The 25,942-nt window shown below is 61.5% G+C and carries 24 protein-coding genes; 14 read left to right on the top strand and 10 right to left on the bottom strand.

Annotated features, from left to right (window positions below):
* Positions 1-32 precede the first annotated feature (32 nt).
* Positions 33-1,025: a hypothetical protein gene (locus AC3ISR_RS17370; RefSeq protein ID WP_489324850.1), complete on the top strand. Its 993-nt coding sequence runs from the start codon at positions 33-35 to the stop codon at positions 1,023-1,025.
* Positions 1,012-4,338: an ImcF-related family protein gene (locus AC3ISR_RS17365; protein ID WP_489324390.1), complete on the top strand. Its 3,327-nt coding sequence runs from the start codon at positions 1,012-1,014 to the stop codon at positions 4,336-4,338. Before AC3ISR_RS17370 ends, AC3ISR_RS17365 begins: the two co-directional genes overlap by 14 nt.
* A 160-nt stretch (positions 4,339-4,498) precedes the next feature.
* Here AC3ISR_RS17365 and lpxH read toward each other — a convergent pair whose 3' ends face one another.
* Together lpxH and AC3ISR_RS17355 are read right to left on the bottom strand one after the other, a co-directional pair.
* Complete coding sequence (gene lpxH, locus AC3ISR_RS17360; protein WP_192296602.1) at positions 4,499-5,248, bottom strand: UDP-2,3-diacylglucosamine diphosphatase; 750 nt, start codon at positions 5,246-5,248, stop codon at positions 4,499-4,501.
* Positions 5,245-5,748, bottom strand: a complete 504-nt coding sequence (locus AC3ISR_RS17355) for a peptidylprolyl isomerase (protein WP_010209496.1) — start codon at positions 5,746-5,748, stop codon at positions 5,245-5,247. Before AC3ISR_RS17355 ends, lpxH begins: the two co-directional genes overlap by 4 nt.
* Before the next feature lie 259 nt (positions 5,749-6,007).
* On the opposite strand from AC3ISR_RS17355, the gene AC3ISR_RS17350 reads away from it, so the two are divergent.
* Together AC3ISR_RS17350 and cysS are read left to right on the top strand one after the other, a co-directional pair.
* Complete coding sequence (locus AC3ISR_RS17350) at positions 6,008-7,708, top strand: glutamine--tRNA ligase/YqeY domain fusion protein (RefSeq protein ID WP_192296601.1); 1,701 nt, start codon at positions 6,008-6,010, stop codon at positions 7,706-7,708.
* Between the two features lie 43 nt (positions 7,709-7,751).
* Positions 7,752-9,140 (top strand): cysteine--tRNA ligase, encoded by a 1,389-nt coding sequence (gene cysS, locus AC3ISR_RS17345; protein WP_192296600.1) that lies wholly within the window; start codon positions 7,752-7,754, stop codon positions 9,138-9,140.
* Positions 9,141-9,338: 198 nt separating this feature from the next.
* On the opposite strand, the gene AC3ISR_RS17340 is transcribed toward cysS, so the two are convergent.
* Positions 9,339-9,680: a DUF6124 family protein gene (locus tag AC3ISR_RS17340; RefSeq protein ID WP_489324389.1), complete on the bottom strand. Its 342-nt coding sequence runs from the start codon at positions 9,678-9,680 to the stop codon at positions 9,339-9,341.
* Between the two features lie 536 nt (positions 9,681-10,216).
* Here AC3ISR_RS17340 and AC3ISR_RS17335 point away from each other — a divergent pair.
* Entirely contained in the window at positions 10,217-10,675 is a 459-nt protein-coding gene (locus AC3ISR_RS17335) for an HIT family protein (RefSeq protein WP_489324388.1), read from the top strand.
* Positions 10,676-10,731: 56 nt separating this feature from the next.
* Here the strand turns inward: AC3ISR_RS17335 and AC3ISR_RS17330 are convergent, their stop codons facing one another.
* The 7 genes from AC3ISR_RS17330 to AC3ISR_RS17300 all read right to left on the bottom strand — a co-directional run bounded on the left by AC3ISR_RS17330 (position 10,732) and on the right by AC3ISR_RS17300 (position 17,874).
* Positions 10,732-11,070, bottom strand: a complete 339-nt coding sequence (locus tag AC3ISR_RS17330; protein WP_192296598.1) for a Na+/H+ antiporter subunit G — start codon at positions 11,068-11,070, stop codon at positions 10,732-10,734.
* Positions 11,067-11,345: a K+/H+ antiporter subunit F gene (locus tag AC3ISR_RS17325; RefSeq protein ID WP_105522735.1), complete on the bottom strand. Its 279-nt coding sequence runs from the start codon at positions 11,343-11,345 to the stop codon at positions 11,067-11,069. The genes AC3ISR_RS17330 and AC3ISR_RS17325 overlap by 4 nt, the downstream gene beginning before the upstream one ends.
* Positions 11,342-11,830, bottom strand: coding sequence for a Na+/H+ antiporter subunit E (locus AC3ISR_RS17320; RefSeq protein WP_192296597.1), 489 nt, complete (start codon positions 11,828-11,830; stop codon positions 11,342-11,344). Before AC3ISR_RS17320 ends, AC3ISR_RS17325 begins: the two co-directional genes overlap by 4 nt.
* Positions 11,827-13,509, bottom strand: a complete 1,683-nt coding sequence (locus tag AC3ISR_RS17315) for a monovalent cation/H+ antiporter subunit D (RefSeq protein WP_192296596.1) — start codon at positions 13,507-13,509, stop codon at positions 11,827-11,829. Before AC3ISR_RS17315 ends, AC3ISR_RS17320 begins: the two co-directional genes overlap by 4 nt.
* Positions 13,506-13,850 (bottom strand): Na+/H+ antiporter subunit C, encoded by a 345-nt coding sequence (locus AC3ISR_RS17310; RefSeq protein ID WP_003192163.1) that lies wholly within the window; start codon positions 13,848-13,850, stop codon positions 13,506-13,508. Before AC3ISR_RS17310 ends, AC3ISR_RS17315 begins: the two co-directional genes overlap by 4 nt.
* The gene (locus AC3ISR_RS17305; protein WP_192296595.1) at positions 13,850-16,771 is read right to left on the bottom strand and encodes a monovalent cation/H+ antiporter subunit A; all 2,922 of its coding nucleotides are present in this window, start codon (positions 16,769-16,771) and stop codon (positions 13,850-13,852) included. The genes AC3ISR_RS17310 and AC3ISR_RS17305 overlap by 1 nt, the downstream gene beginning before the upstream one ends.
* A 173-nt stretch (positions 16,772-16,944) precedes the next feature.
* Positions 16,945-17,874, bottom strand: a complete 930-nt coding sequence (locus tag AC3ISR_RS17300; protein WP_463983566.1) for a DMT family transporter — start codon at positions 17,872-17,874, stop codon at positions 16,945-16,947.
* A 92-nt stretch (positions 17,875-17,966) separates the two neighbouring features.
* Here AC3ISR_RS17300 and AC3ISR_RS17295 point away from each other — a divergent pair, with 92 nt between their 5' ends.
* The 9 genes from AC3ISR_RS17295 to AC3ISR_RS17255 all read left to right on the top strand — a co-directional run bounded on the left by AC3ISR_RS17295 (position 17,967) and on the right by AC3ISR_RS17255 (position 25,936).
* Positions 17,967-18,530 carry a helix-turn-helix domain-containing protein gene (locus tag AC3ISR_RS17295; protein WP_192296593.1) on the top strand — a complete coding sequence of 188 codons (564 nt, stop codon included), beginning with the start codon at positions 17,967-17,969 and terminating at the stop codon, positions 18,528-18,530.
* Positions 18,531-18,698: 168 nt separating this feature from the next.
* A complete protein-coding gene (locus tag AC3ISR_RS17290) occupies positions 18,699-19,040 on the top strand; it encodes a hypothetical protein (RefSeq protein WP_192296592.1) in 342 nt (113 codons plus the stop codon).
* 200 nt (positions 19,041-19,240) lie between these two features.
* A complete protein-coding gene (locus AC3ISR_RS17285; protein WP_192296591.1) occupies positions 19,241-20,437 on the top strand; it encodes an SfnB family sulfur acquisition oxidoreductase in 1,197 nt (398 codons plus the stop codon).
* An 11-nt stretch (positions 20,438-20,448) separates the two neighbouring features.
* Complete coding sequence (locus tag AC3ISR_RS17280; protein WP_192296590.1) at positions 20,449-20,775, top strand: acyl-CoA dehydrogenase; 327 nt, start codon at positions 20,449-20,451, stop codon at positions 20,773-20,775.
* Entirely contained in the window at positions 20,775-22,154 is a 1,380-nt protein-coding gene (locus tag AC3ISR_RS17275) for an LLM class flavin-dependent oxidoreductase (protein ID WP_192296589.1), read from the top strand. Before AC3ISR_RS17280 ends, AC3ISR_RS17275 begins: the two co-directional genes overlap by 1 nt.
* A gap of 180 nt (positions 22,155-22,334) precedes the next feature.
* Entirely contained in the window at positions 22,335-23,234 is a 900-nt protein-coding gene (locus AC3ISR_RS17270) for an AMP-binding protein (protein WP_463983568.1), read from the top strand.
* Positions 23,231-23,989, top strand: coding sequence for an ABC transporter ATP-binding protein (locus AC3ISR_RS17265; protein WP_489324387.1), 759 nt, complete (start codon positions 23,231-23,233; stop codon positions 23,987-23,989). The genes AC3ISR_RS17270 and AC3ISR_RS17265 overlap by 4 nt, the downstream gene beginning before the upstream one ends.
* Positions 23,990-24,000: 11 nt before the next feature.
* The gene (locus AC3ISR_RS17260) at positions 24,001-24,882 is read left to right on the top strand and encodes a branched-chain amino acid ABC transporter permease (protein ID WP_489324386.1); all 882 of its coding nucleotides are present in this window, start codon (positions 24,001-24,003) and stop codon (positions 24,880-24,882) included.
* A 4-nt stretch (positions 24,883-24,886) separates the two neighbouring features.
* A complete protein-coding gene (locus tag AC3ISR_RS17255) occupies positions 24,887-25,936 on the top strand; it encodes a branched-chain amino acid ABC transporter permease (RefSeq protein ID WP_226456400.1) in 1,050 nt (349 codons plus the stop codon).
* The last annotated feature ends 6 nt before the right edge of the window (positions 25,937-25,942 follow it).

Raw genomic sequence — 25,942 nt, 5'->3', positions numbered from 1 at the left:
CGCTCTGGCCCGAAGGCCAGCCTCAGGTAGAACTGTGGTTATGGAGTGCAGTGCTGCCATTGAGTTGGGTGTTGGTATTGGCGCTGCGTATATTGGTTTGGCAGATCGCTCAGTTCCAGACGGATGTGTACCGCCGCGCCCGTGATGGCGACCTGCAGCGCTGGTGGCGGCGGCGTGGTTTGGGGTTGCCGGTGCAACAGGTGTTGTTGCTCGGGCCGGCGGGCGACGAGCAGGCGCAGTACCGCGGGCTGATGGCCGCCACGCCCGTCCCGAAACCGTCGCTGATACCGGGGGCGACGCAGCCTGCGCTACGGTGTCGATTGTCACTGAGCAATCTCACCGAACGCGGCCCTGCCTTGGCCCGCCACCTTGCCCGGTTGACCCTTGCACTTCCTGAGTTATCTGCGCGCTGGCCAAGGTTGTGCGGCGTTGCCTGGGCGGGTGATACGGGCAGCGAGAGCGCGTTCACTCAACAGTTGGCCAAGGCCGGCGTGAGGCTGCCCGATACTCGCGTGCCATTGGCCGATCTGGCCGACCTCGATGCGCTGATTGAAGGCTTTTACCCGCGCTGCCAGGAGGCGGGGGATTGGTTCTTGTGCGCCGGCGTGGTGTCTTTGGAACGCGCCGAAGACCCTGAGCTGCCAGGCGAAGCGGGCTTTCTGTGGGTGGTGGATCGGCAAGGCAGGCAGGTGTTGCATCGAGCTGAGTATCTATTGAGCGAAACGCATGAGTCGCCGGCTCAACTGTGCGCGCAGGTGCAATGTTATGCCGGCCTTGATGGGCCGCCGGCCAGCTGTTTGGCATTGGATGCAACCAGCCAGCTAACGTTTGCGCAGGGAGGCTGGTGCGCAGCCGAGCACCAACTGAGCATGCATTGGGGCCTGCTGGGGAACCTGGCGCCTTTCATCGGTATGTCGCTGGCGCTGTTGCAGGCGAAGGTGGCAGCTCAGCCCTGCGGCTGGTTGAGTCAGGACGCCGAGAAACGACTGGCGATTGGAGTGGTGGTACCTCATGGCAATCATTAAGGGTGGACGTAAGGCCTCTTTGGTCGGCGTGGGGTTGGGTTATCTGGTGGTCGCGTGGTTGCTGGTCATGCTCGGCTGCTTGCTCTACGCATTGTGCCGTGACTATTTCGCTTGGCCCGCGCTGGCGCTCAAGGATCTGGCACTCCGAGGCCTGTTCATCGGGCTCGCGCTTTGCTGGTTTTGCCCGCTGATTGTATTGGCTTGGGACCGTGTTGCGGTTGGCTGGGCAACGGGGTTGGTGGCGACAGTGGCTGAACCCTGGGGGGCTTTTCCGAGTCCTGTCGAGCCTGAAGAAAAACCGTGGCTGGAGGCGCTACGCAAGTCTCTTCGCACCCAGCACGGGTACTTCTGGCGCAGCAAAGTCCGCTGGTTTTTAGTGTTTGGCGAACCGGATCAGATCAACGCTATCGCCCCTGGCTTGACGCCACAAAACTGGCTGGAAGGGCAGGGCACAGTGTTGTTATGGGGTGGCAGTGTCAATTGCGGGCTGGACAAGGCAGCCCTTGCACAGTGGCGCGAGTTGAGCCGCCAGCGTGCGTTTGACGCTGTGGTCTGGGCGCTGGGCAGGGAGCAAAGCCTCGATGATGCCGCGATGGGTGAGGGCGTTCGGCACTTGTGCGAACTGTCCCGTGAGTTGCGCTGGCAGATTCCCCTGCACCTGTGGCAAGTCTGTGCCAGCCCATGGCCGCAGGCCCAGCGCAGAGTCGAGCCGGTTGGCAGTGTGTTGCCGACGAAGCTGACCATCGGCGCCCTGCAAGCGTGCTTGCAAGGCTTGATCGAGCCCCTGCGTCAAGCAGGTCTGGCGCAGATGCATGATCAGACTACCCATGATTTCCTGCTCCGGCTGTCTCGCGATTTGCAGGTCGAAGGCATGACCCGGTGGCGCCAGGCGCTTGCGCCGTTGCTGGGCCCGTCCGCCCGTGGAGTGCCCCTGCGTGGTGTGTGGTTCAGCCTGCCGGTGCAGCGTGAGCCGACGGGCCATTATTGGCCGAAGGACCCCGCCTGGAACGGCGTACTGGCGGACAAACCCGTACGCCGCCGAGTGGGCTGGAGCGCCGCTCGCGTCTGTTACGCCGTGACGATGATGCTGATGCTGGTCTGGGCAATGGGCTTGTGGCTGTCCTTCGCCAGTAACCGCGCGCAGGTCGCTCAAGCACACGCGTCGCTCGCTGCGTTGCAGCAATCGGCTCAAGGCGACCAGCAATTTCAGGCCCTCAACGAGCTGACTCGCGTCCTCGCCCGGCTGGACTACCGCGCCGAGCACGGCACGCCGTGGTATCAACGTTTTGGCTTGAACCAGAACCAAGCCTTGCTTGAAACCCTTTGGCCGCACTACGTCGAAAGCAATAACCGATTGATGCGCGACCCGGCGGTCGAGAATTTGCAACGCCAACTCGACACGTTGATCAACCTTGCACCGGACAGCCCGGACCGCGCCCGCTACGCCCGTGTTGCCTACGATCAACTCAAGGCTTACCTGATGATGGCCCGCCCGGAAAAAACCGATTCTGTCTTCCTGGCCAAGACCTTGAGCGAGGCTGAGCCGCTGCGCGCCGGTTTGTCACCCGGTATTTGGCAGAGCCTGTCGCCGACGCTTTGGCAGTTCTACAGCGTGCAGTTGGCTGCACATCCCGAGTGGCGCATCGCGGCTGACTGGAAGCGGGTCGCTCAGGTCCGGCAGGTCTTGCTAGGCCAGTTGGGTCGACGCAACGCCGAAGCCAGCCTGTACCAACAGGTGCTCGATGCCGCCGCCAATCATTCGCCGGACTTGAGCCTGCACCAGATGGTCGCCGATACCGATGCATTGGCACTGTTTTCCACCGACGCCAGGGTCGCGGGGGTGTTCACCCGCCAAGCCTGGGAGGGCCATGTGCGCCAAGTCATTGACGATATTGCCAGCGCTCGACGCGAGGAAATCGACTGGGTGCTCAGCGACAAGCCCATCGATGTTGATCCCGATCTGACGCCAGAAAAACTGCGCGAGCGTCTTACCGAGCGCTACTTCCAGGACTATGCCCGCGCGTGGCTGGACTTCCTCAACAGTCTGCGCTGGCAGCAATCCGAACGGATGGCCGATGTCATCGACCAATTGACGTTGATGAGCGATGTGCGCCAGTCGCCATTGATTGCACTGATGAGCACAGTGGCGTACCAAGCGCATGCAAGTCACCGTGGCCGGACACTTGGAGACTCTCTGATCCAGTCGGCGCAACAGTTGATCGGCCGGGACGAGACGCCGGTGACCGACGGATTGACGCATGAGCCGAGCGGCCCCCTGGATGCCACTTTCGGTCCGCTGCTTTCACTGATGAGCAACGACGACGGTAGCAAGCTCTCCTTGCATGCTTTTCTCACCCAAATCACCCGCGCTCGCCTGAAACTGCAGCAAGTCAGTCACGCCCCGGACCCGCAGGCCATGACCCAGACCCTGGCGCAAACGGTCTTCCAGGGAAAAAGTATCGATCTGACCGACACCCAGTCCTACGGCAGGCTGATTGCTGCCAGCCTGGGTACGCAGTGGGCCGGGTTCGGCGAGGCGCTGTTCGTGCGTCCAATGGACCAGGCCTGGCAGCGGGTGCTGCAACCTTCAGCGGCGAGTCTTAACCGCCAGTGGCAACGCGCGATCGTGACGCCCTGGCACAGCGCGTTTGCCAGCCGCTACCCGTTTGCCGCCACAGGCAGTGACGCCTCGTTGCCGATGTTGGGACAAATGATTCGTGCCGACTCAGGGCGGATCGAGCAGTTCTTGCAGCATCAACTGAGCGGCGTGTTGCGCAAGGAGGGCAATCGCTGGGTGGTCGATCCGTTGCATAGCCAGGGCTTGCGTTTCAATCCGCAGTTTCTGTCAGCCATCAACCAGCTCAGCAACTTGGCGGACGTGCTCTACACCGACGGTGGCATGGGGCTGAGCTTCGAGCTCCAGGGCAAGGCGGTCAGAGACGTGGTGCAAACCACCTTTGTTCTCAATGGCGAAAAACACCACTACTTCAACCAAAAAGAACGTTGGCAGCGCTTCAACTGGCCAGGCCATAGCGATTACCCCGGGGTGAGCCTGAGCTGGACCAGTGTGCATGCCGGCGAACGCCTGTTGGGTGATTACCAAGGCACCTGGGGGCTGATCCGTTTGCTGGAAAAAGCCCGCGTCACGCCATTGGACGATGGCGACAGCCTCTATCGCATGGAGCTCAAGGCGCCTGACGGTATCGACCTGACTTGGCATCTGCGCACCGAACTGGATGCAGGGCCATTGGCACTGCTCAAGCTGCGCGGTTTCACGCTGCCTTCACAGATATTTTTGGCTGATGAGTCGTAGGCACAAAACGCGAGTGTGGAATGCAAACCCCTGTGGGAGCTGGCTTGCCTGCGATAGCGGTGGTTCAGTCGATACATGAGTTGACTGCCCCCCGCTATCGCGGGCAAGCCCGCTCCCACATTTGGATCGGTGTTCACATTGGATCAGTGGTGTTTGAGGTTCAGGCGCCAGGCAGCGCCAGTTGCGGATTGACGAAATCAAACGCCGCCAACTGAAACCCTTGCTCATCCACCTGCAACGCCCAACCCTGTTTATCCCAATCCCCCAGCACAATGCGCTTGGCCGCTTGCTCGCCAATCTGCAACTTGTGAATGGCGGGGCGGTGGGTGTGGCCGTGGACCAGGGTGCGTACGCCGAACTGCTGCATTACCCGTGGCACTTCCTCGGGGGTGACGTCGACAATGTCGTTGGCCTTCATGCGTGTCTGTGCACGGCTTTCACTGCGCAGCTTGCGCGCCAGTTTGTGGCGGGTGCGCAGGGGCAGGTGGCGCAGGATAAACAGCACGACCGGGTTGCGCAGGATACGCCGCAGCTTCATATAGCCGACGTCGCGGGTGCAGAGGCTGTCGCCGTGCATCAACAGCACCGGCTCGCCATGGAGTTGCACGACACTCGGGTCCTTGAGCAAGGTGGCACCTGCAGCTTTGCAGAACGCCTTGCCGATCAGGAAGTCGCGGTTGCCATGCATGATGAAAATCGGGGTGCCGCTGTCGCTCAGTTCGCGCAGGGCTGCGCAAATCGAGCGTTGGAAAGGGGTCATCCCATCGTCGCCAATCCAGGCTTCAAAGAAGTCCCCCAGAATGTACAACGCCTGGGCGCCACGGGCGCGGCCGTGGAGTAAATCCAGAAACGCCCGGGTTATATCCGGGCGCTCCTCTTCCAGATGCAAATCTGAAATCAGCAATATCACCCAACGATCTCGGCTTTCTCGACGATCACGTCTTCTACCGGAACGTCCTGGTGACCGGCTTTGCCAGTGGTCTGTACGCCTTTGATCTTGTCAACGACGTCCTGGCCTTCGGTGACTTTACCGAATACCGCGTAACCCCAACCCTGCACGTTCTTGCCGCTGTGGTTCAGGAAGGCGTTGTCGGCCACGTTGATGAAGAACTGCGCGGAGGCCGAATGCGGCTCCATGGTACGGGCCATGGCGACGGTGTACTTGTCGTTGGAAAGGCCGTTGTCCGCTTCGTTCTGGATGCTTGGGCGCTTGTCTTTCTTTTCTTTCATGCCTGGCTCGAAACCACCGCCCTGGATCATGAAGTTGCCGATGACACGGTGGAAAACGGTGTTTTCGTAGTGGCCGGCGTTTACGTACTCGATGAAGTTGGCGACGGTGATCGGCGCTTTCTCGGCGTTCAGCTCGATGACGATGTCACCGTGGTTGGTGGTCAGTTTGACTTGAGTCATGGTCGTTTCTCTTTCAAGGAATTCGTAGGTACGGACGCCCTAGCGCCTTACCGGTTTGGCGAAACTTCGGCCAAGGCGCGCAGTTTAGCGTGCCCGGCAGGAATTTCGAGGTGGTTTTTTATCGCGTTCGTCATTAAAGCAGTAATTAAAGCAGCAGTTTTGGGTCGTGGCCTGTCAGTGTCTTGACCGCTTCGGCTATTATGAGCGCTTTGTTTTATCTGGCCTCAACCGGCCACGTACCTGTCTGTTCAAGGATCCTATGAGCAAGCCCACTGTCGACCCTACCTCGAATTCCAAGGCCGGACCTGCCGTCCCGGTCAATTTCCTGCGCCCGATCATCCAGGCGGACCTGGATTCGGGCAAGCACACGCAGATCGTCACCCGTTTCCCGCCTGAGCCAAACGGCTACCTGCACATCGGTCACGCCAAGTCGATCTGTGTGAACTTCGGCCTGGCCCAGGAATTCGGTGGCGTCACGCACCTGCGTTTCGACGACACCAACCCGGCCAAGGAAGACCAGGAATACATCGACGCCATCGAAAGCGACGTGAAGTGGCTGGGCTTCGAATGGTCCGGTGAAGTGCGCTATGCCTCGCAATACTTCGACCAGTTGCACGACTGGGCCGTCGAGCTGATCAAGGCCGGCAAGGCCTACGTCGACGACCTGAGCCCGGAACAGGCCAAGGAATACCGTGGCACCCTGACCGAGCCGGGCAAGAACAGTCCGTTCCGCGACCGTTCGGTGGAAGAGAACCTGGACTGGTTCGCACGCATGCGTGCCGGTGAGTTCCCGGACGGCGCCCGCGTGCTGCGTGCCAAGATCGACATGGCCTCGCCGAACATGAACCTGCGCGACCCGATCATGTACCGCATCCGCCACGCCCATCACCACCAGACCGGTGACAAGTGGTGCATCTACCCGAACTACGACTTCACCCACGGTCAGTCGGACGCCATCGAAGGCATCACCCATTCGATCTGCACCCTGGAGTTCGAAAGCCATCGCCCGTTGTACGAGTGGTTCCTGGAGCACCTGCCGGTTCCTGCGCACCCGCGCCAGTACGAGTTCAGCCGCCTGAACCTGAACTACACCATCACCAGCAAGCGCAAGCTCAAGCAGTTGGTGGATGAAAAGCACGTACATGGCTGGGATGACCCGCGCATGTCCACACTGTCGGGCTTCCGCCGCCGTGGCTACACGCCGGCTTCGATCCGCAATTTCTGCGACATGGTCGGCACCAACCGTTCCGACGGCGTGGTCGACTTCGGCATGCTCGAATTCAGCATCCGCCAGGACCTCGACGCGAACGCCCCACGCGCCATGTGCGTGCTGCGTCCGCTGAAAGTCGTGATCACCAACTACCCGGAAGACAAGGTCGACCACCTCGAACTGCCGCGCCACCCGCAGAAAGAAGAACTCGGCGTGCGCAAGCTGCCGTTCGCCCGTGAAATCTACATCGACCGCGATGACTTCATGGAAGAGCCGCCAAAAGGCTACAAGCGCCTGGAGCCAAATGGCGAAGTGCGCCTGCGTGGCAGCTACGTGATCCGTGCCGACGAAGCGATCAAGGACGCCGATGGCAACATCGTCGAACTGCGTTGCTCGTACGACCCGGAAACTCTGGGCAAGAACCCGGAAGGCCGCAAGGTCAAAGGCGTGATCCACTGGGTGCCGGCCGCCGCCAGCATCGAGTGCGAAGTGCGTCTGTACGATCGCCTGTTCCGTTCGCCGAACCCTGAAAAGGCGGAAGACAGCGCCAGTTTCCTCGACAACATCAACCCTGACTCCCTGCAAGTACTCACTGGTTGTCGTGCCGAACCCTCGTTGGGCGAAGCACAGCCGGAAGACCGTTTCCAGTTCGAGCGCGAAGGTTACTTCTGCGCGGATATCAAGGACTCGAAACCAGGCGCTCCGGTATTCAACCGTACCGTGACCTTGCGTGATTCGTGGGGCCAGTGATCAGGCAGGCCTGACCGGCTTTGCCTAGAGAGAAGGAATTGTCGTGTTAACGATCTACAACACACTCAGCAAGACCAAAGAAGTCTTCAAGCCGCTGGATGGCAACAAGGTGCGCATGTACGTGTGCGGCATGACCGTGTACGACTACTGCCACATCGGCCACGGCCGCAGCATGGTGGCTTTCGACCTGGTCACCCGCTGGTTGCGTTTCAGCGGCTATGACTTGACGTACGTGCGCAACATCACCGACATCGACGACAAGATCATCAACCGCGCCAATGAAAACGGCGAGTCGTTCGACGCGCTGACCGAGCGCATGATTGCCGCGATGCACGAGGACGAGGCGCGCCTCAACATCCTCAAGCCGGACATGGAGCCACGCGCCACGGACCACATCCCGGGCATGCACGCGATGATCCAGACCCTGATCGACAAGGGTTACGCCTACGCCCCGGGCAATGGCGACGTGTACTACCGCGTCGCCAAGTTCATGGGCTACGGCAAGCTGTCGCGCAAGAAAATCGAAGACCTGCGCATCGGCGCGCGTATCGAAGTGGATGAGGCCAAGCAAGACCCGCTCGACTTCGTGCTGTGGAAAGGCACCAAGCCGGGCGAGCCGAGCTGGGAATCGCCATGGGGCGCCGGGCGGCCGGGCTGGCACATCGAATGCTCGGTGATGTCCACCTGCTGCCTGGGCGAGACGTTCGACATTCATGGCGGCGGCAGCGACCTCGAGTTCCCGCACCACGAAAACGAAATCGCCCAGAGCGAAGCCGCCACCGGCAAGACCTACGCCAATGCCTGGATGCACTGCGGCATGATTCGCATCAATGGCGAGAAGATGTCCAAGTCCTTGAACAACTTCTTCACCATCCGCGACGTGCTGGCAAAGTATCACCCGGAAGTGGTGCGTTACCTGCTGGTGTCGAGCCACTACCGCAGTGCGATCAACTACTCGGAAGACAACCTCAAGGACGCCAAGGGCGCCCTGGAGCGGTTCTACCACGCGTTGAAAGGCTTGCCGGTGGTTGCTCCGGCCGGTGGCGAAGCGTTCGTTGAGCGCTTCACCCAGGTGATGAACGACGACTTCGGCACCCCAGAAGCCTGCGCCGTGCTGTTCGAGATGGTGCGCGAGATCAACCGCCTGCGCGAGAGCGATCTCGACGCCGCCGCTGGCCTTGCCGCACGCCTGAAAGAACTGGCCAGCGTGCTGGGCGTGTTGCAGATGCAAGCCGATGACTTCCTCCAGGCCGGCGCCGAAGGGCGTGTGGATGCGGCTGAAGTCGATGCGCTGATCCAGGCGCGCCTGAACGCACGGGCCAACAAGGACTGGGCGGAATCCGACCGTATCCGTGACCAACTCACCGCCATGGGCGTGGTGTTGGAAGACGGCAAGGGTGGGACGACGTGGCGCTTGGCTGATCAGGCTTGATTGCTAAAGGCTGAATAAAAAACGCCCCGACTGGTTCGGGGCGTTTTTTTTCGCCAGGCACACCACAATCCAAATGTGGGAGCGGGCTTGCTCGCGAATGCGGTGTATCAGTCACACATGTGCTGACTGACACGCCGCATTCGCGAGCAAGCCCGCTCCCACAGTTTTTACCGTGCCCGCTTTGCAAATTCTTCGGCTTCAGATTGATCTGTGAATGGGCTCGTCTTTGAGGCTTAGTGTTTTATCCACCATCAATTGGATTCCTTCCAGCATCCGACACATACCCAGTGCCACACTACGAGGATTGCCATCGATCTCGAAAGCCAAATGGCTTGCCAACGCACGAACCGACGCTAGATCCTCTGACGCGTTGACCAACAGCGTCTCGACGTCCAGTCCTTCGCGTACGGTAAACAGGTTGTCGCCCTCAGCAGATGGCTGCGGGTTTTCAGAGGGGTTCAGATAGTGGTTAATTGCTCGATGAGCAGAGGCGTGAAACGCGGTTGAATCTAACGGCGGATTTGGACTGTCTTTAATCATGGCAAAGCTCCTAGAGTATTGGAGCTGCCTCCCATCGCTGCGAAACGATACTAGGGTGGCAGCTGTACGCGGGTTCGCAGACCGGGACTCTAGGCACCCGGCATACCCGAAGGTATCCCGCGCACAGCCGCCATGACATCAGGCATAAAAAAGCGCCCGCTATCTGAGGTGGACGCTGTGCGTCTAGAGTTTAACCGGGCTGCGAAACCCGGTCGCTGAATTTGCAGCGACTGCCGAAGATTAGGCAGCCATCTTCCGAGGGACAACCCTTAAACACTGTCGGAAAATTCTGTGGTTTTTTACTCGGCTGCGCCACCGATCCATTGGTGACCCCCAATCTAAATGTGCCCACCCACTCAGATTCAAAGCCTTGGTGTTCCCTGGCACCCATGCATGGCCTATTCCTTAATAAAAATGGCGACGGTACAAAAGGCCTAGGACATTTCGGAACGTTTCCATTTGTTTTGACGCCTACCGAATCGTGGCTTTAGATAGCTGCGTCAACCCATCCCATGACTAGAATGGCAGCGATTAAAATGGATTGTATTTTCTGCAACATTGTCCGCAAAGCCTCCCCAGCCCACATCCTCTGGGAAGACGACCAGCACATGGCCTTCCTCTCGATTTTCCCCAACACCCCGGGTTTCAGCGTGGTGATCCCCAAGCAGCATTACGGCAGCTATGCGTTTGCCCAGTCGGACGAAGTGTTGGCCGCGCTCGCGGTGGCGGCGAAGAAGACGGCCTTGCAGATCGACCGGGCGTTTCCCGATGTGGCGCGTACGGGGCTGATCATGGAGGGCTATGGCGTGGATCACCTGCATGCGAAGTTGTTCCCCATGCATGGCACAGGGTCGGACAGTACGTTCAAGCCCTTGAGTTCGAAGGTGGACAAGTTTTTCGAGGCGTATGAGGGCTATATCTCGTCCCATGATCATGGGCGCGCGGATGATGACGGGCTGGCAGAACTGGCGGCGAGAATTCGATCTTTCGCCTAGCACAAAACCAAATGTGGGAGCCCGCTCCCACATTTATACTGTGTTCACTTGAGCGATCAGCGGCGGCTGCTGACTTCGGCAGGCACATCATCACCCGCCATGCGCTTACGGAACAGTGCCGTGCGCGCCAGCAGCAACGTGGTCACCGGCACCGTGATCGACAACAAAATCGGAATCAACCAGCCGTGCAACACCGGCCCGGACTTGAGTGCCGAAAAGTACACAATCGACGCCAATGCCACACACCACGCGCCCAACGTCGAAGCCAGCGCCGGCGGGTGCATGCGTTGAAAAAAGTCCTTCATGCGCAACAAGCCGATTGCGCCGATCAAGGCGAACACGCTGCTCGACACCAGCAGCACGGCCACGATCACTTCCACCCATAACGGCATCATTCAATCACCTCGCCACGCAGCAGGAATTTCGCCAGGGCAAACGAGCCCACGAAGCCAAACAGCGCAATCAACAGCGCCGCTTCAAAGTAGGTGTCACTGGCGTAACGAATGCCCAGCACCAGCATCATCAGCATCGCCAGCATGTACAGGTAATCCAGCGCCAGGACTCGGTCCTGGGCCGAGGGACCCTTGAACAGGCGCACCAGGGTCAGCACCATGGCCAGGGAAAACAGGAACAGGCTGAACAGGATCGCATTGGAGAGCAGGGCGCTCATTCGAAGATCTCCATCAGGGGCCGCTCGTAGGTGGATTTGAAGTGCTCGATAAACGCCGCTTCATCCTCCAGATCGAACACGTGCAACAGCAGGATGCTGCGGTCCAGCGCCAGTTCCGACCAGATGGTGCCGGGCACCACGGTGGTGATCATCGACAGCGCGGCGAGGCCGTTGGCGTCGCGCAGGTCCAGGGGGATCTTGATAAAGCGCGAACGCGGTGGGCGTGTGCCGCAGGTCAGCACGCCCCAGGCCACTTGCAGGTTGGACGCGATCACGTCGCGGCCGACCACGAAGAACAGGCGGATGATCACCCCGGGACGGCGGATGCGGATCGGCAATGGCCGCAGCGGCGCCATCAGCAGCGGCGCGAGAACGCCCAGCAGTGCGCCGAGCAGCAGGTTGCCGGGGCTCACCGACAGGTTCAGCACCAGCCATAACAACCACAGTGCCAACGACAGCCACGGCGCAGGGAACAGGCGTTTCATGGCTGCACCTCCAGCGCGGCGCTCTTCGCTTCGGGGCTCGGCACCGGACGCGTGGCCATCACCGCCATCACGTAGTGCTCGGGGTTGTTCAGGCTCACGGCCGTGGCCTGGGTGTAGCGCATCAGCGGTTCGGCCTTGAAGGTCAACAGGATACTCAACCCGAGCAGGAAGAAGATCGGCACGCACTCATAGCGGCGCAGCAGCGGCGAGGGGCGCTCTTCCGGCGTCCAGAAGCGCTGGATGCCCAGGCGCGCGAACGCGATCAACGAGGCCAGGCCAGAGAGCACCAGCAGCACCACCAGGCCCCAGGCTGCCGGACGGATCGGCGCGTCGACGCTCACGCCCAGGCCCAGTGGATTGATCAGCGCGCTGAGCAAACTCAGCTTGCCGATAAACCCGGACAACGGCGGCATGCCGATGATCAGCAACGCGCAGGCGATAAAGCTCAAGCCGAGGAACGCCATGGTCCAGGGGATCACCTGGCCGACCACGGCTTGCTGTTCATCATCCAGGTTCACCCCCGGACGCGGATGCAGGGATTCCATGGCCTTGGGCAGCGCATCGATTTCCTCATCCAGCGGCAAGTCGTTGGCCGAACGCGAACGCTCGATCAACTCCGCCAGCAGGAACAGCGCGCTCAACGCCAGGGTCGAGCTGACCAGATAAAACAGCGCGCCTGCCGTCAGGCTCGGCTGGGCGAAACCCACGGCCGACAGCAAGATCCCCGCCGACACCAGGATGCTCAAGCTGGCCATGCGCTCCAGCCGTTGTGCCGCGACCATCGCCAGCGCCGCGCCGATAATGGTCGCCATGCCGCCGTACACCAACCAGTCACCGCCAAACAGCGCCGACGCACCGGCCTGGCCGGAGAACAGCAGCGTCCACAAGCGCAGCACGGTGTATACGCCGACCTTGGTCATGATCGCAAACATCGCCGCCACCGGCGCACTTGCCGAGGAATAGGCAGGAGCCAGCCAGAAGTTCAGCGGCCACATGCCGGCCTTGGCCAGGAACGCGGTGGCGAGGATCGCCGCACCCGCATGCAGCAGGCCACGATCCGCCTCCGGCACCAGCGGAATTTTCAGCGCCAGGTCGGCAAAGTTCAGCGTACCCGTGACGCCGTAGATCATCGCCGCGCCAATCAGGAACAGCGACGAGGCCAGCAGGTTGATTGCGATGTAATGCAGCCCCGCCGACACCCGCGCGCGGCCCGAGCCGTGCAGCATCAGGCCGTAGGACGCCGCCAGCAGCACCTCGAAGAACACGAACAGGTTGAACAGGTCGGCGGTGAGGAAGGCGCCGTACAGGCCCATCATCTGCACCTGGAACAAGGCATGGAAACTGGTGCCGGCACGGTCCCAGCGGGCCATGGCGAACAGCAGCGCGCTCACGCCGATGATGCCGGTGAGTACCAGCATCAGCGCCGACAGTTGGTCCACCACCAGCACGATGCCGAACGGCACCTGCCAGTTGCCCGGCAGGTACACGCCAATCGAACCGGGGCCGCCTTTTTGCGTCCAGTACAGCAACAGCACCGCAATCCCCAGGCCCAGCACGCTGGAGAACAGGTTGATCTTGGCTTTCAGCGGCCGGCGTTTTTCGCCGAGCATCAACATCAGTGCAGCGGTGAGCAGCGGCAGCAGAATCGGCGCGATGATCAGTTGGTTGACCCAATTCATTCCTTGGGCTCCCGGCCGTCGACGTGGTCCGTGCCGGTCAGGCCCCGGGAGGCGAGCAGCACCACCAGGAACAACGCGGTCATGGCGAAGCTGATTACGATGGCCGTCAGCACCAGGGCCTGGGGCAGCGGATCGGTGTAGTTGAGCAGGTCTTGCGGCACGCCGTCCTTGATGATCGGCTCCTTGCCGATAAACAGGCTGCCCATGCTGAAGATGAACAGGTTGACCCCATACGACAGCAGGCACAGGCCCATCACCACCTGGAATGTCCGTGGCCGCAGGATCAGCCACACACCGGAGGCCGCGAGGACCCCGATGGCAATTGCGATGACTTCTTCCATCAGGCGGCTCCTTCCGTTGCGGCAACCACTTTGGCCTGGTTGCTTGGTTTGTGTGCGCGCACCGATTGGTGACCGAGGGCGGTGAGCATCAGCAGCGTCGAGCCGACCACCATGGCGTACACGCCGACGTCAAAGAACAGCGCGCTGGCCACATGAATGTCGCCCAGCAGCGGCAGGCTGAAATGCCAGGTGTGGGTGGTCAGGAACGGGTAGCCGACAAACAGCGCACCCAGCCCGGTCAGCGTCGCCGACAGCAGGCCGAAGCCCATCCAGCGCATCGGCCGCAGGCTCATCTGCGCCTCGACCCACTGCGTACCGGCGACCATGTATTGCAGGATGAACGCCACCGACATCACCAGCCCGGCGACAAACCCGCCGCCCGGTTGGTTGTGGCCGCGCATGAACAGGTAGAACGACACCACCAGCGCAATCGGCAGCAGCAGGCGCACCAGCACTGCGGGCACCATCATGAAGCCCAGCGCGGTGTCGCTGGCCTGGCGCGGGTTGACCAGGTCAGTGGCCACGTCCGGGGCCAACTGGCGCTGTTGCGCGGGCAGTTGCATGCTTTCCTTGGACGGGCGGAAACGTCGCAGCAGCGCGTACACCGTCAGCGCCACGGCGCCGAGCACGGTGATTTCGCCGAGGGTGTCGAAGCCGCGGAAGTCCACCAGCATCACGTTGACCACATTGCTGCCGCCGCCTTCGGGCAGGGCGCGGCTGAGGTAGAACGAGGAAATATCGTTGGGCGTCTGCCGCGTCAGCATCGCGTAGGACAGCAACGCCATGCCGCCGCCTACCACGGTGGACAGCAGGAAGTCGCGCACCCGGCGAATCCGCGCCTTGCGCAGGCTGCCCGGCAGGGGCGAAACCTCTTCGATCCGCCGTGGCAACCAACGCAAGCCCAGCAGGATCAGCACGGTGGTCACCACTTCCACCACCAGTTGGGTCAAGGCCAGGTCCGGCGCGGAGAACCACACGAACGTGATGCAGGTCATCAGGCCGCACACGCTGACCATGGTCAGGGCTGCCAGCCGGTGATACTTGGCTTGCCACGCGGCGCCGACGGCGCAGGCAATCGCCAGCAGCCACAAGGTAACGAACACGATGGAACCGGGGATCTTCGGCCGGTCGCCCCAGCTGAGGCTGCTGTGCAGCATCGGGATGAGGCCTGCGACCACCGCCGCCAACACCAGCAGGAACAGCTGGGTTTGCAGGCGTTTGGTGCTGATGCGTTTTTCGATCTTGCGTGCACCGCGCATCATCACAACCAGGCAGCGCTCGAAGCCGCGCTTGCCGTTGAAGTAGCTGATGATCGGCGGGTAATCGAAGCGCCCGCGCTTGAGTTGCTTGCGCAGCAACAGGTAGAGCACCACGCCGCAGGACATCGCCACCAGGCTCATGATCATCGGCGCGTTCCAGCCGTGCCAGATCGCCAGGCTGTACTGCGGCAGCACGCCGCCCACCACGGGCAGTGCGGCGGCAGCGAGGATCGAGCCGACCATCTGCGCCGGGAAGATCCCCACCAGCAGGCAGGTGAACACCAGCAGTTCCACCGGCGCGCGCATCCAGCGCGGCGGTTCGTGTGGCGTATGGGGCAGGTTGGTGGCTGTCGGGCCGAAGAACACATCGACCGTGAAGCGCAGCGCGTAGGCCACGCTGAACGTACCGGCGATGGTGGCGATCACCGGCAGGGTGATTTCCACCCACTTGGTCGCCGAGATGAACACGGTTTCGGCGAAGAACATCTCTTTGGACAGGAAGCCGTTAAGCAGCGGCACGCCCGCCATGGACGCACTGGCGACCATCGCCAGGGTCGCGGTAAACGGGATCAAACGCACCAGACCACTGAGTTTGCGAATGTCACGGGTGCCGCTTTCGTGGTCGATGATACCCGCCGCCATGAACAGCGAAGCCTTGAAGGTGGCGTGGTTGAGAATGTGGAACACCGCAGCGACGGCGGCGAGCGGGCTGTTGAGGCCCAGCAGCAGGGTGATCAGCCCGAGGTGGCTGATGGTGGAATAGGCCAGCAGGCCCTTGAGATCGTTTTGAAACATCGCGCAGTACGCGCCGAGTAGCAGGGTGATCGCGCCGGCGCCGCCGACGATGTAGAACCATTCTTCGCTGCCGGACAGCGACGGCCACAGGCGGGCCAGCAAGAACACGCCGGCTTTCACCATCGTCGCCGAATGCAGGTAGGCCGACACCGGCGTGGGGGCCGCCATCGCGTGGGGTAGCCAGAAGTGGAAGGGGAACTGCGCGCTTTTGCTCAGCGCGCCGATCAGCACCAGGGCGAGCATGATCGGGTAGAGCGCGTGGGCGCGGATCTGCTCGCCCGCCGCCAGCACCTGGTCGAGGTCATAGCTGCCGACGATATGCCCCAGCAGCATCACGCCCGCCAGCAGGCACAAACCGCCGGCGCCGGTGACCATCAACGCCATATAGGCACCGCGTCGCGCATCGGCGCGGTGGTGCCAGTAGCCGATCAGCAGGAACGAGAACAGGCTGGTCAGTTCCCAGAAAAACACGATCTGGATCAGATTGCCGGAGATCACCAGCCCGAGCATCGCGCCCATGAAGGCCAGGAAAAACGCAAAGAAGCGTGGCACCGGATCGTCCGGCGACATGTAATAGCGCGCATACAGCGACACCAGCGTGCCGATGCCCAGTACCAGCATCGAGAACAGCCAGGCAAACCCGTCCATGCGCAACACGAAGTTCAAGCCCAGGCTGGGCAACCACATGAATTCTTCGCGGATCACGCCACCGTGGGCGATCTGGGGGTAGAGCAGGGCGACTTGAACGGTGCCGACCAGGGCCACCAGGCCGGCCAGCAGGGATTCGGTGTTACGTGCGTTATGCGGCAGCAAGGCTGCCAGACAGCTGCCAAGAAACGGCAGCAGCAGTAGAACTATCAGGGACATAGGCTTCTAATCTGCGGGAGTTTGGGATGCATCATACGTGCCGCTTTCTCGATCACCAAACGGCAACATGTGGCAGGATCCTACAGGAGCAGTTGAAGGCAGCTACAAGCGGCAAGCTACAAGAGAGTAGTCGGGCCTACATTTCTTGCAGCTTGTAGCTTGAATCTCATGCATCAACCCTGGCTTTCCGGTTCGACGGCGCTCTCGGTATTGGCGACTTTCGAGCTGCTCCTCTTCATCTCACTCACTATCACTGCCAACACAATCAACGCCGCCCCCACCATTGCGATCGGCGGGAAGCGTTCCCCGGCAATCCGCCCGACCACACCGGCCCACACCGGCTCCCCGGCATAAATCAGCGTGGCCCGCGTTGGCGAAACGCTCTGCTGCGCCCAGTTCATCGCCACCTGGATCACCGCGCTGGTCAAGCCCAGGCCGACCGCGCTGAACAGCAGCAACCACGAAAACCCCGGCAAGGCCTCGCCCATCGGCACCACCATCATGAACGACAGCACCGAGGCCGTTGCCAGTTGCACCACCGTAACCCGGCGCACATCCACCTGCCCGGCATAGGCGCCGATCAAAATGATTTCGGCGGCTATGGCTATTGCACCAATCAATGTGGCGATTTCCCCGGGGCTGAAGTTCAACGATGCGCCCGCAGGCCCCGTCAACAGCATCAAGCCGGTGAACGCCAGCATGATGCCAATGCTTGGCATCAACCCTGGACGCCGGCCCAGCACCAGCCATTGCAGCAAGGGCACAAAGGGCACGTATAGCGCGGTGATAAACGCCGATTGGCTGCTGAGGATGGTCTGCAAGCCAATGGTCTGCAAGCCGTAGCCAAACATGATCGCCACGCCGATAAACACCCCGGCCTTGAACTCGAACAAGGTCAGGTCACGCAAGGTCCGCAAGGAAAAGAAGCCCACCACAATCGCCGCGGCGGCAAAGCGCAGGCCCACGAAAAACATCGGGCCGCTGACGGTCATGGCGTGTTGCACCAGCAAGAAGGTGCCGCCCCAGATCATGGTGATGAACACCAGGATGCATTCGGCTTTGCTGAAACGGTTGAAACGCGAGGGGGATTTGGCGGTGGTCATGGCGGCTCGGTCTTGCAAGGGGAAGGCACGGACCGCACAATGCGCCGCACGCTGGGCAGTATACTGCGCACACCCACCCATTGAGCAATATAGTGCACAAAGAAAATCCACAACGGGCCTCGGTCCTGCAACACGTCAGCCAGAACGTGCGCCGCCTGCGCCATGCCGCCGACCTGAGCCAGACCGCGCTCTCGGAAAAGTCCGGAGTCAGCCGGCGCATGCTGGTGGCCATCGAAGCCGGCGAGAAGAATGTCAGCCTGTCCACCCTGGACCGCGTGGCCGAAGCCTTGGACGTGGCGTTCAGCGACCTGATCCAGGCCCCGGACGTGCGCGACCACAGCCGCATCAACGAGCTGGCCTGGGCCGGTGAGATCGACGGCAGCAAGGCGGTGTTGCTGGCCAAGGCCACGGCGCGGCGTGAAGTGGAGCTGTGGGAATGGCGCCTGGAGCCCGGCGACCGTTACTGCCCGGACCCCGACCTCGAAGGCTGGAGTGAGCAACTGTTTGTGTTCGAGGGCAGCCTGACCCTGGTCGTGGCTGGCGTAGAAAACCGCATCGGCGCCGGCGAGTTTTTCATGTTCGCCAGTCATCAGCCTCACACCTATCGCAATGATGGGGATGTCGCCGTGAAGTTTGTACGGAACGTCGTTATTTAGATTGTCAACTGGCAGATTTCACAGCTTATTTCTTTTGAATTGATTGTTTATATTCGGTGGGCGCTCTAGTTTCACTGTCTTGGCTTCTTGTGCAGTGACTTTACAATCCATATTCATTCCGAATGCGGTGGGGGCGTGTCGTCAACTTTAATCAAAGAGGATATGTTAATGAACGGAGTTCTAGTATCTCGCTCAGCCTTACTGCCTGCGCCCTCTATTGTGCCCTCTAGTGGCAATGTTATTTCTCGTGCAGTAATAGTGGGTAACAAAGCACGGCTCGTCATCCCGCTATATCCAGGGATCGCAATTGGTGACCAGGTTAATGTTCAGATCCTTACTGACGGCCAATGGGGGTTTTTCTCGAGCGCGACAGTCACTGATGTCAATACGATGATTGAATTTGTATTGTACGATGCGCTCTTTGCATCTCCCACAACGCAAGCGACTGCCAGCTATATCGTCAACAATAACGACTACTCAGCGCAAGCGTTGTATAGCGTCGAAGATTAAAACTTCGAAAAGGGTGAGTTTCACGTTGTACTCAACATAAGTAAGACTGTTGCTGGAGCAACACTCGTTAGACAGTTTGCTGATTTTAATTGTGTGTTGCTCCATTTTTTTCCAGGAAACCACCCGACTTTACGGGCAATCACATTCCGGCACGACTCCTGCAATCACTCCGTTATCCCATCGGAGCCTGGAGTCGGCCCATGTCTGCCCACCCTTTACACCCTGCCCATATCATCCGCTCGGACGCGCAAGCCATCGAGATCGCCACGCGCCTGGCGGCACGCTTTGCCGTCGAGGCCAGCGAGCGCGACCGTGAGCGACGCCTGCCCGTCGCCGAGCTTGAAGAATTTTCTGCCAGCGGCCTGTGGGGCATCACCATTCCCAAGGCCTATGGCGGCGCCGAGGTGTCTTATGTGACCGTGGCCGAGGTGATCAAGCTGATCTCCGCCGCCGACCCGTCGTTGGGGCAGATCCCGCAAAACCACCTGGGCGTGGTCGACATCCTGCTGCAAACCGCCAGCGAGGAACAAAAGCGTTACTACTTCGGCAAGGTCCTGGCCGGTTATCGCTTTGGCAACGCGTTCTCCGAAGCCAAAAGCAAAAACGCCGGCACCTTTGATACGCAAATCCGCTTCCATGGCGACAGCGCGCAAATCAATGGCGAAAAGTTCTACTGCACCGGCGCGCTGTTCGCCCACATCGTGCCCACCGTCGCCAATAACGAAAAGGGTCAGGCATTTATCGCCTTCGTCGAGCGTGATGCCCAGGGCCTGAACGTAATCGACAGCTGGGACGGCTTCGGTCAGCGCACCACCGCCAGCGGCGGCGTGACCCTCGATGGCGTCAGCGTGCCCCTGTCTGCCGTCATCCCTGCGCACCAAGCGTTCGACCAGCCCACCGCCAACGGCCCGATCTCGCAGATCATCCAGGCGGCGGTCGACACCGGCATCGCCCTCGGGGCCCTTGAGCAAGCGAAAATCTTCGCCCGCCAGGCGCGCCCGTGGATCGACAGCCAGCAGGAGTACGGCTGGCAAGACCCGTTCACCATCGCCGCCATCGGTGACTTGGAATGGCGTGTGCACGGCACCGAAGCCATCCTCGCCAAGGCCGGCCGCGCCGTCGACCACGCCCTCGCCGAACCCAGCGAAGACAGCGTCGCCCACGCCTCGCTGGTCGTCGCCCAGGCCAAAGTGCTGTCCGCCGAAACCGCCTTGCTGGCCAGCAGCAAACTGTTCGAACTGGCCGGCACCCGCTCGGTCACTGGCAAGCACAACCTCGACCGCTTCTGGCGCAACGCCCGCACCCACACCCTGCACGACCCGGCCCGCTGGAAATACCACCTGATCGGCAACTTCGTGCTCAACGGCGTGAAACCTGCGCGCCACGCCTGGAACTGAGGAACTCACCCATGACCGCATTGAACCTTGCGCGCCAACTGCTGGACAGCACCCGCCGCCATGTCGAGAAAAGCGAAGACCCTTATGTGATCAGCCGCTTCGGCGACTTGCAGATCCGCGTGGACGTGGCTGCCGCCTTGCTGGAACGCGCCGAAACCCATCCCGGCCCGGTGGCGGCCACCGAAGCGCAGATCGCCGCCGCCGAAGCCTTGATCGCCGCGAGCAACGCCGAATTCGAACTCACCGGCCAACGCACCGCGCTGCCCTCGACCCTGGATGATCCGTTGCGCGCGAAGTACCAGATCGTCGGCAACTACCACCTCAACGGAGTGCTGTGATGTCCCGTGAAATCCGCTTGAATGCCTTCGACATGAACTGCGTCGGCCACCAGTCTCCCGGTTTGTGGGCGCACCCGCGTGACCGTTCGTGGCAGTACAAGGACCTGGAATACTGGACCGACCTGGCCAAGATCCTTGAGCGCGGCAAGTTCGACGGCCTGTTCATCGCCGACGTGCTGGGGATCTACGACGTGTACCAGGGCAACGGTGAAGCGGCGATCCGCCAGGCCACCCAAGTGCCGGTCAACGACCCCCTGTCGCTGATCGCGCCGATGGCCCTGGTCACTGAACACCTGGGGTTTGGCCTTACGGCCTCGCTGTCCTTTGAGCACCCGTATCCGTTTGCGCGGCGTCTCTCCACCCTCGATCACCTGACCAAGGGCCGTATCGGCTGGAACATCGTCACCTCCTACCTGGAAAGCGGCGCCAAGAACCTCGGCCAGAAAGCCCAGACCGAGCACGACGCCCGCTACGACTACGCCGAGGAATACCTGGAGGTTTGCTACAAACTCTGGGAAGGCAGTTGGGAGGAGGGTGCGGTGTTGCGCGACCGCGAGCGGCGGATCTTCAGCGACCCGAGCAAAATCCATGAGATCCGCCATGTCGGCAAACACTTCCAGGTGCCCGGCATTCACCTGTGCGAGCCGTCGCCGCAGCGCACGCCGGTGCTCTACCAGGCCGGTGCGTCCAGTCGCGGCAAGCAGTTTGCCGCCGAACAGGCCGAATGCGTATTTGTCGCTGCGCCGTCCAAGGTGCTGCTGAAAAAGACCGTCGCCGACATCCGCCGCCGTGCCGCAGAAGCCGGGCGTGATCCGAAGAAAATCCTGATCTTCAACTTGCAGACGGTGATCGTCGGCGAGACCGATGCCAAGGCCAAGGCCAAGTTCGACGAATACAAATCCTACGTCAGCTACGAAGGCGCGATGGCGCTGATCTCCGGCTGGACCGGTATCGACTTCAGCCAGTTCAAGCCGGATGAGCCGCTCAAGCACGTGCACACCAACGCCATTCAATCGGCGGTTGAAGCCTTCTCCACCGCCGACCCGAACAAGGTCTGGACGCCCAATGAACTGGCTGATTGGGTTGGCATTGGTGGCTTTGGCCCGTTGTTTGTCGGCGGCCCCGAGACCGTGGCGGACCTGTTGCAGGAGTGGGTGGAAGAGACCGATGTGGACGGCTTCAACCTGGCCTATGCGCTGACCCACGAAACCTTTATCGACGCCGTGGAGTTGCTGGTGCCGGAGTTGCAGAAGCGCGGTGTGTACAAGACCGAATATGCCCAGGGCACGCTGCGCGAAAAGCTGTTTGGCGACGGCGCGCGGTTGGGCGCCAACCACCCCGGCGCCAGCTACCGCGATCTCAAGGCCACCACCCTCTAACAGACACACCCCGATCCCTGTGGGAGCTGGCTTGCCTGCGATAGCGGTGGGTCAGCTACAAATGCATCGACTGACAGTCTGCCATCGCAGGCAAGCCAGCTCCCACAGTTGATCTTCATTGTTTGATCCATATCGGCCAGCGGACCACCGCACGCTTGACTACCAATAGGAGTAATCCCTATGAGCGTGCATGAACTAAAACGCCCGCTGGCCGTGGAATGGCCTGCCGAGCTGCTCGGCAACCTGCCCAAGGCCCTTGAACAACTGCAGCACTGGGCACAGATCACACCGCTGCATACGGCCTTGCGCCACAAGCGCCTGGGCCAGTGGCATGCGTGGCGCTGGATCGACGCGTTGCGCGATGTCGAGCGTCTGGCGGACGGCTTGCGCCAACAGGGCTTCAGCGAACAGTCGCGCCTGGCCTTGAGCGGCGCGTTCGAGCCGAACCTGTTGCTGCTGGCCCTGGCTGCCCAGTCCATCGGCGGGCAAGTCTTGACCCTGGCCGATGACCTGGAGCCCGACGCGGTGCAGCAACAGCTGTGGCGTATCCGTCCCACCCATGTGTATGCACCCGGTCGCCAGCAACGGCATTGGGCATCGTTCAATCCGCTGGACTTCGCGCAACTGCTCGGCCCGGTCGATCCGGCGCAACACCTCACGCGCTGGTGGCAACCCAGCGGTGAAACCGCGTTGTGGAGCGAAGAGGGCACCCATTGGCAGGGCGGCCTGACCGTGGTGCTGGAGCAATGGCTGAACAGTGGTCATGGCCTGGCTTTCCCGGAAAGCCTGGCCTCGGCGCAACGTGATCGGCGCGAAGTGGCGCCCACCGGCCTGTTGCTGTCTGCCACCTGCTTGCAACTGCTGGCCGATGAAATCGAAAGCCGCCTGGCGCCCCACGGCACCTGGCGTCGACGCTTGTGCGAGTGGGCCATCGCGCACCCGCAAAGCGGCCTGCGCCGGCTGCTGAAAAACCGCGTGCGCAAGCTGCTCGGTTTCCAGCGCCTGGCCTACATCTGGCAACCCCTCAAAGCCACCGCTTCGCCTACGTGGCTGGCTGAATTCAAACGGGACATCGCATGAGCCAAACCATTCTCCAGGTACGCGACATCTCGCTGTCGTTCAAAGGGGTCAAGGCGATCAATGCCTTGTCCTTTGACGTGCAGCGCGGTGAGATCTGCGCGTTGATCGGGCCCAACGGCGCGGGCAAGAGTTCGTTGCTCAATGTGCTCAACGGCGTGTATCGCTTCGATGCCGGCGAGATCGTCTTCGAAGACCGGCACTTTCACCGCATCGACCCATTGGGTGCGGCGCGCCGCGGCATTGGCCGCACCTTTCAGAACAACGCGCTGTTCAAGAAGATGAGCGTGCTCGACAACATCCTCACCGGCCTCTCGCGGCATATGCACAGCACGTTCATTGAGCAAGCCCTGGGCCTGCCCCGCGCACGCCGCGAGGCCGAAACGTTCCGCCGGCGCGCCCAGAGCATGCTCGAATTTCTCGAACTGCAAGCCCACCGCGATGTGCTGGTGGGCAACCTGTCCTACGGCCTGCAAAAGCGCGTGGAGTTGGGCCGGGCGCTGATCGCCGGGCCCAGTCTGTTGCTGCTCGACGAGCCCATGGCCGGCATGAACGCCGAGGAAAAACAGGAGATGGCACGTTTCGTCGCCGACGTTAACCGTGACCTGGGCACCACCGTGGTGTTGATCGAACACGACATCGGCGTGGTGATGGGCCTGTCCCACCACGTGGTGGTGCTCGACTACGGACGTAAGGTCGGCGACGGCACGCCCGCGCAAGTGCAAGCCAACCCCGAAGTGATCGCGGCCTACCTGTGAGCGGCGCACTGATGACGTTCTTCTTCGAAACCCTGCTCGGCGGCCTGCTCGCCGGCACCATGTACTCGCTGGTCGCCATCGGCTTTGTGCTGATCTACAAGGCCAGCGGCGTGTTCAACTTTGCCCAGGGCGCGATGCTGCTGTTCGCCGCGCTGACCTTCGTCAGCCTGCATGATCAGGGGGTGCCGTTTGCCCTGGCGTTGCTGCTCACGGTGATCGTGATGGGCCTCGGTGCGCTGCTGATCGAGCGCCTGGTGCTGCGGCCCTTGGTGAACCGTTCGCAGATCACCTTGTTCATGGCCACGCTCGGCCTCTCGTTCATCATCGAAGGCCTCGCCCAGGGCCTGATGGGCTCGCAGGTGCGCGCTCTGGATCTGGGCATCGACGATGTGCCGCTGTTCGTCGGCCCGCTGATGCTCAGCCAGTTTGACCTGATCGCGGCGGCGGTGGCGGTGGTGCTGGTGACGGTGTTGGCGCTGTTGTTCAACAAGACCCGCATCGGTGTGTCGTTGCGCGCGGTGGCGGATGACACCACGGCGGCGCTGTCCATCGGTATCAACCTCAACCGCATCTGGCAGATCGTCTGGGCCGTGGCCGGGGTGGTCGGGCTGGTCGCCGGGCTGTTGTGGGGCGCGCGCCAGGGCGTGCAGTTTTCGCTGTCGCTGGTGGTGCTCAAGGCCCTGCCGGTGCTGATCATCGGCGGCTTTACCTCGATTGGCGGGGCAATTGTCGGCGGGCTGATCGTCGGTGCCGCGGAGAACCTCGCCGAGGTGTATATCGGCCCGTTGATCGGCGGCGGCATCACGCCGTGGTTTGCCTACGTATTGGCCCTGGCCTTCCTGTATATCCGTCCCGCCGGCCTGTTCGGCGAGCGCGCCATCGAGCGAGTCTGAAACCATGTCGATTCCTGTTGCGCAACACTGCGCGCCGTTGGTGCTGATCCAGCGGCGCCTCCCTTGGGGCCTGATCGGCCTGTTGGCGCTGGCGTTTATCGTGGTGCCGTTGTGGGGCAATGACTACTGGCTGAACGCGATCCTGATTCCGTTCCTGGTGTTGTCGCTGGCCGGGCTTGGCCTGAACTTGCTGACCGGCTACACCGGGCAAACTTCGGTGGGCGCGGCGGGTTTCATGGCCGTCGGCGCGTTTGCCACCTATGGCTTTCTGCTGCGTCTGCCGGAACTGGGCTTGCCGGTGGCGCTGCTGGGCGGTGGGATTATCAGCGCGCTGGTCGGGCTGTTGTTCGGCCTGCCCAGCGCGCGGATCAAGGGCTTCTATTTGATGGTCACCACCTTGGCCGCGCAGTTTTTCCTGGAGTGGCTGTTCGTCAAATTCCCCTGGTTCTACAACTACGGGTCCTCCGGGACCATCTCCGCGCCAAAGCTTGCGCTGTTCGGCCATGACCTCAACACGCCGCTGGGCCGCTATCTGCTGACGCTGGTGACGGTGGTGGTGTTGACCTGGACCGCGATCAACCTGGTGCGCAGCCAGGTCGGACGCAACTGGATGGCGATCCGCGACATGGACACCGCCGCCGCCGTGGTGGGCATCCCGGTGGTGCGCTACAAGCGCCTGGCGTTTGCCGTCAGTTCGTTCTACCTCGGCATCGCCGGTGCGCTGTGGGCCTTTGCCTACCTGGGCACGGCGAGCGCCAGCAGTTTCGACATCAATCGCTCATTCCAGATCCTGTTCATCATCATTATCGGCGGCATGGGCAGCATCGCCGGCAACTTTGTCGGTGCGGCCTTTATCAGTTTGCTGCCGATTTTCCTCAGTCATGCCGGGCAGGCGCTGTTCGGCGGCGCGGTGGATGCGGGGCAGTTGCAGAACCTGCAAAAAATCATCTTTGGCGTGTTGATCATCGTGTTCCTGATCAAGGAACCCGAGGGCTTGATTCGCTTGTTGCACAACCTGCGTGACCGTGTGCGGCAGTGGCCGCTGCGCTTCTAACTTCCC

The organism is Pseudomonas sp. GL_117, from assembly GCF_057835125.1.
The sequence above is the reverse complement of the archived record's forward strand: the minus strand, read 5'-3'. Positions and strand labels throughout refer to the sequence as shown.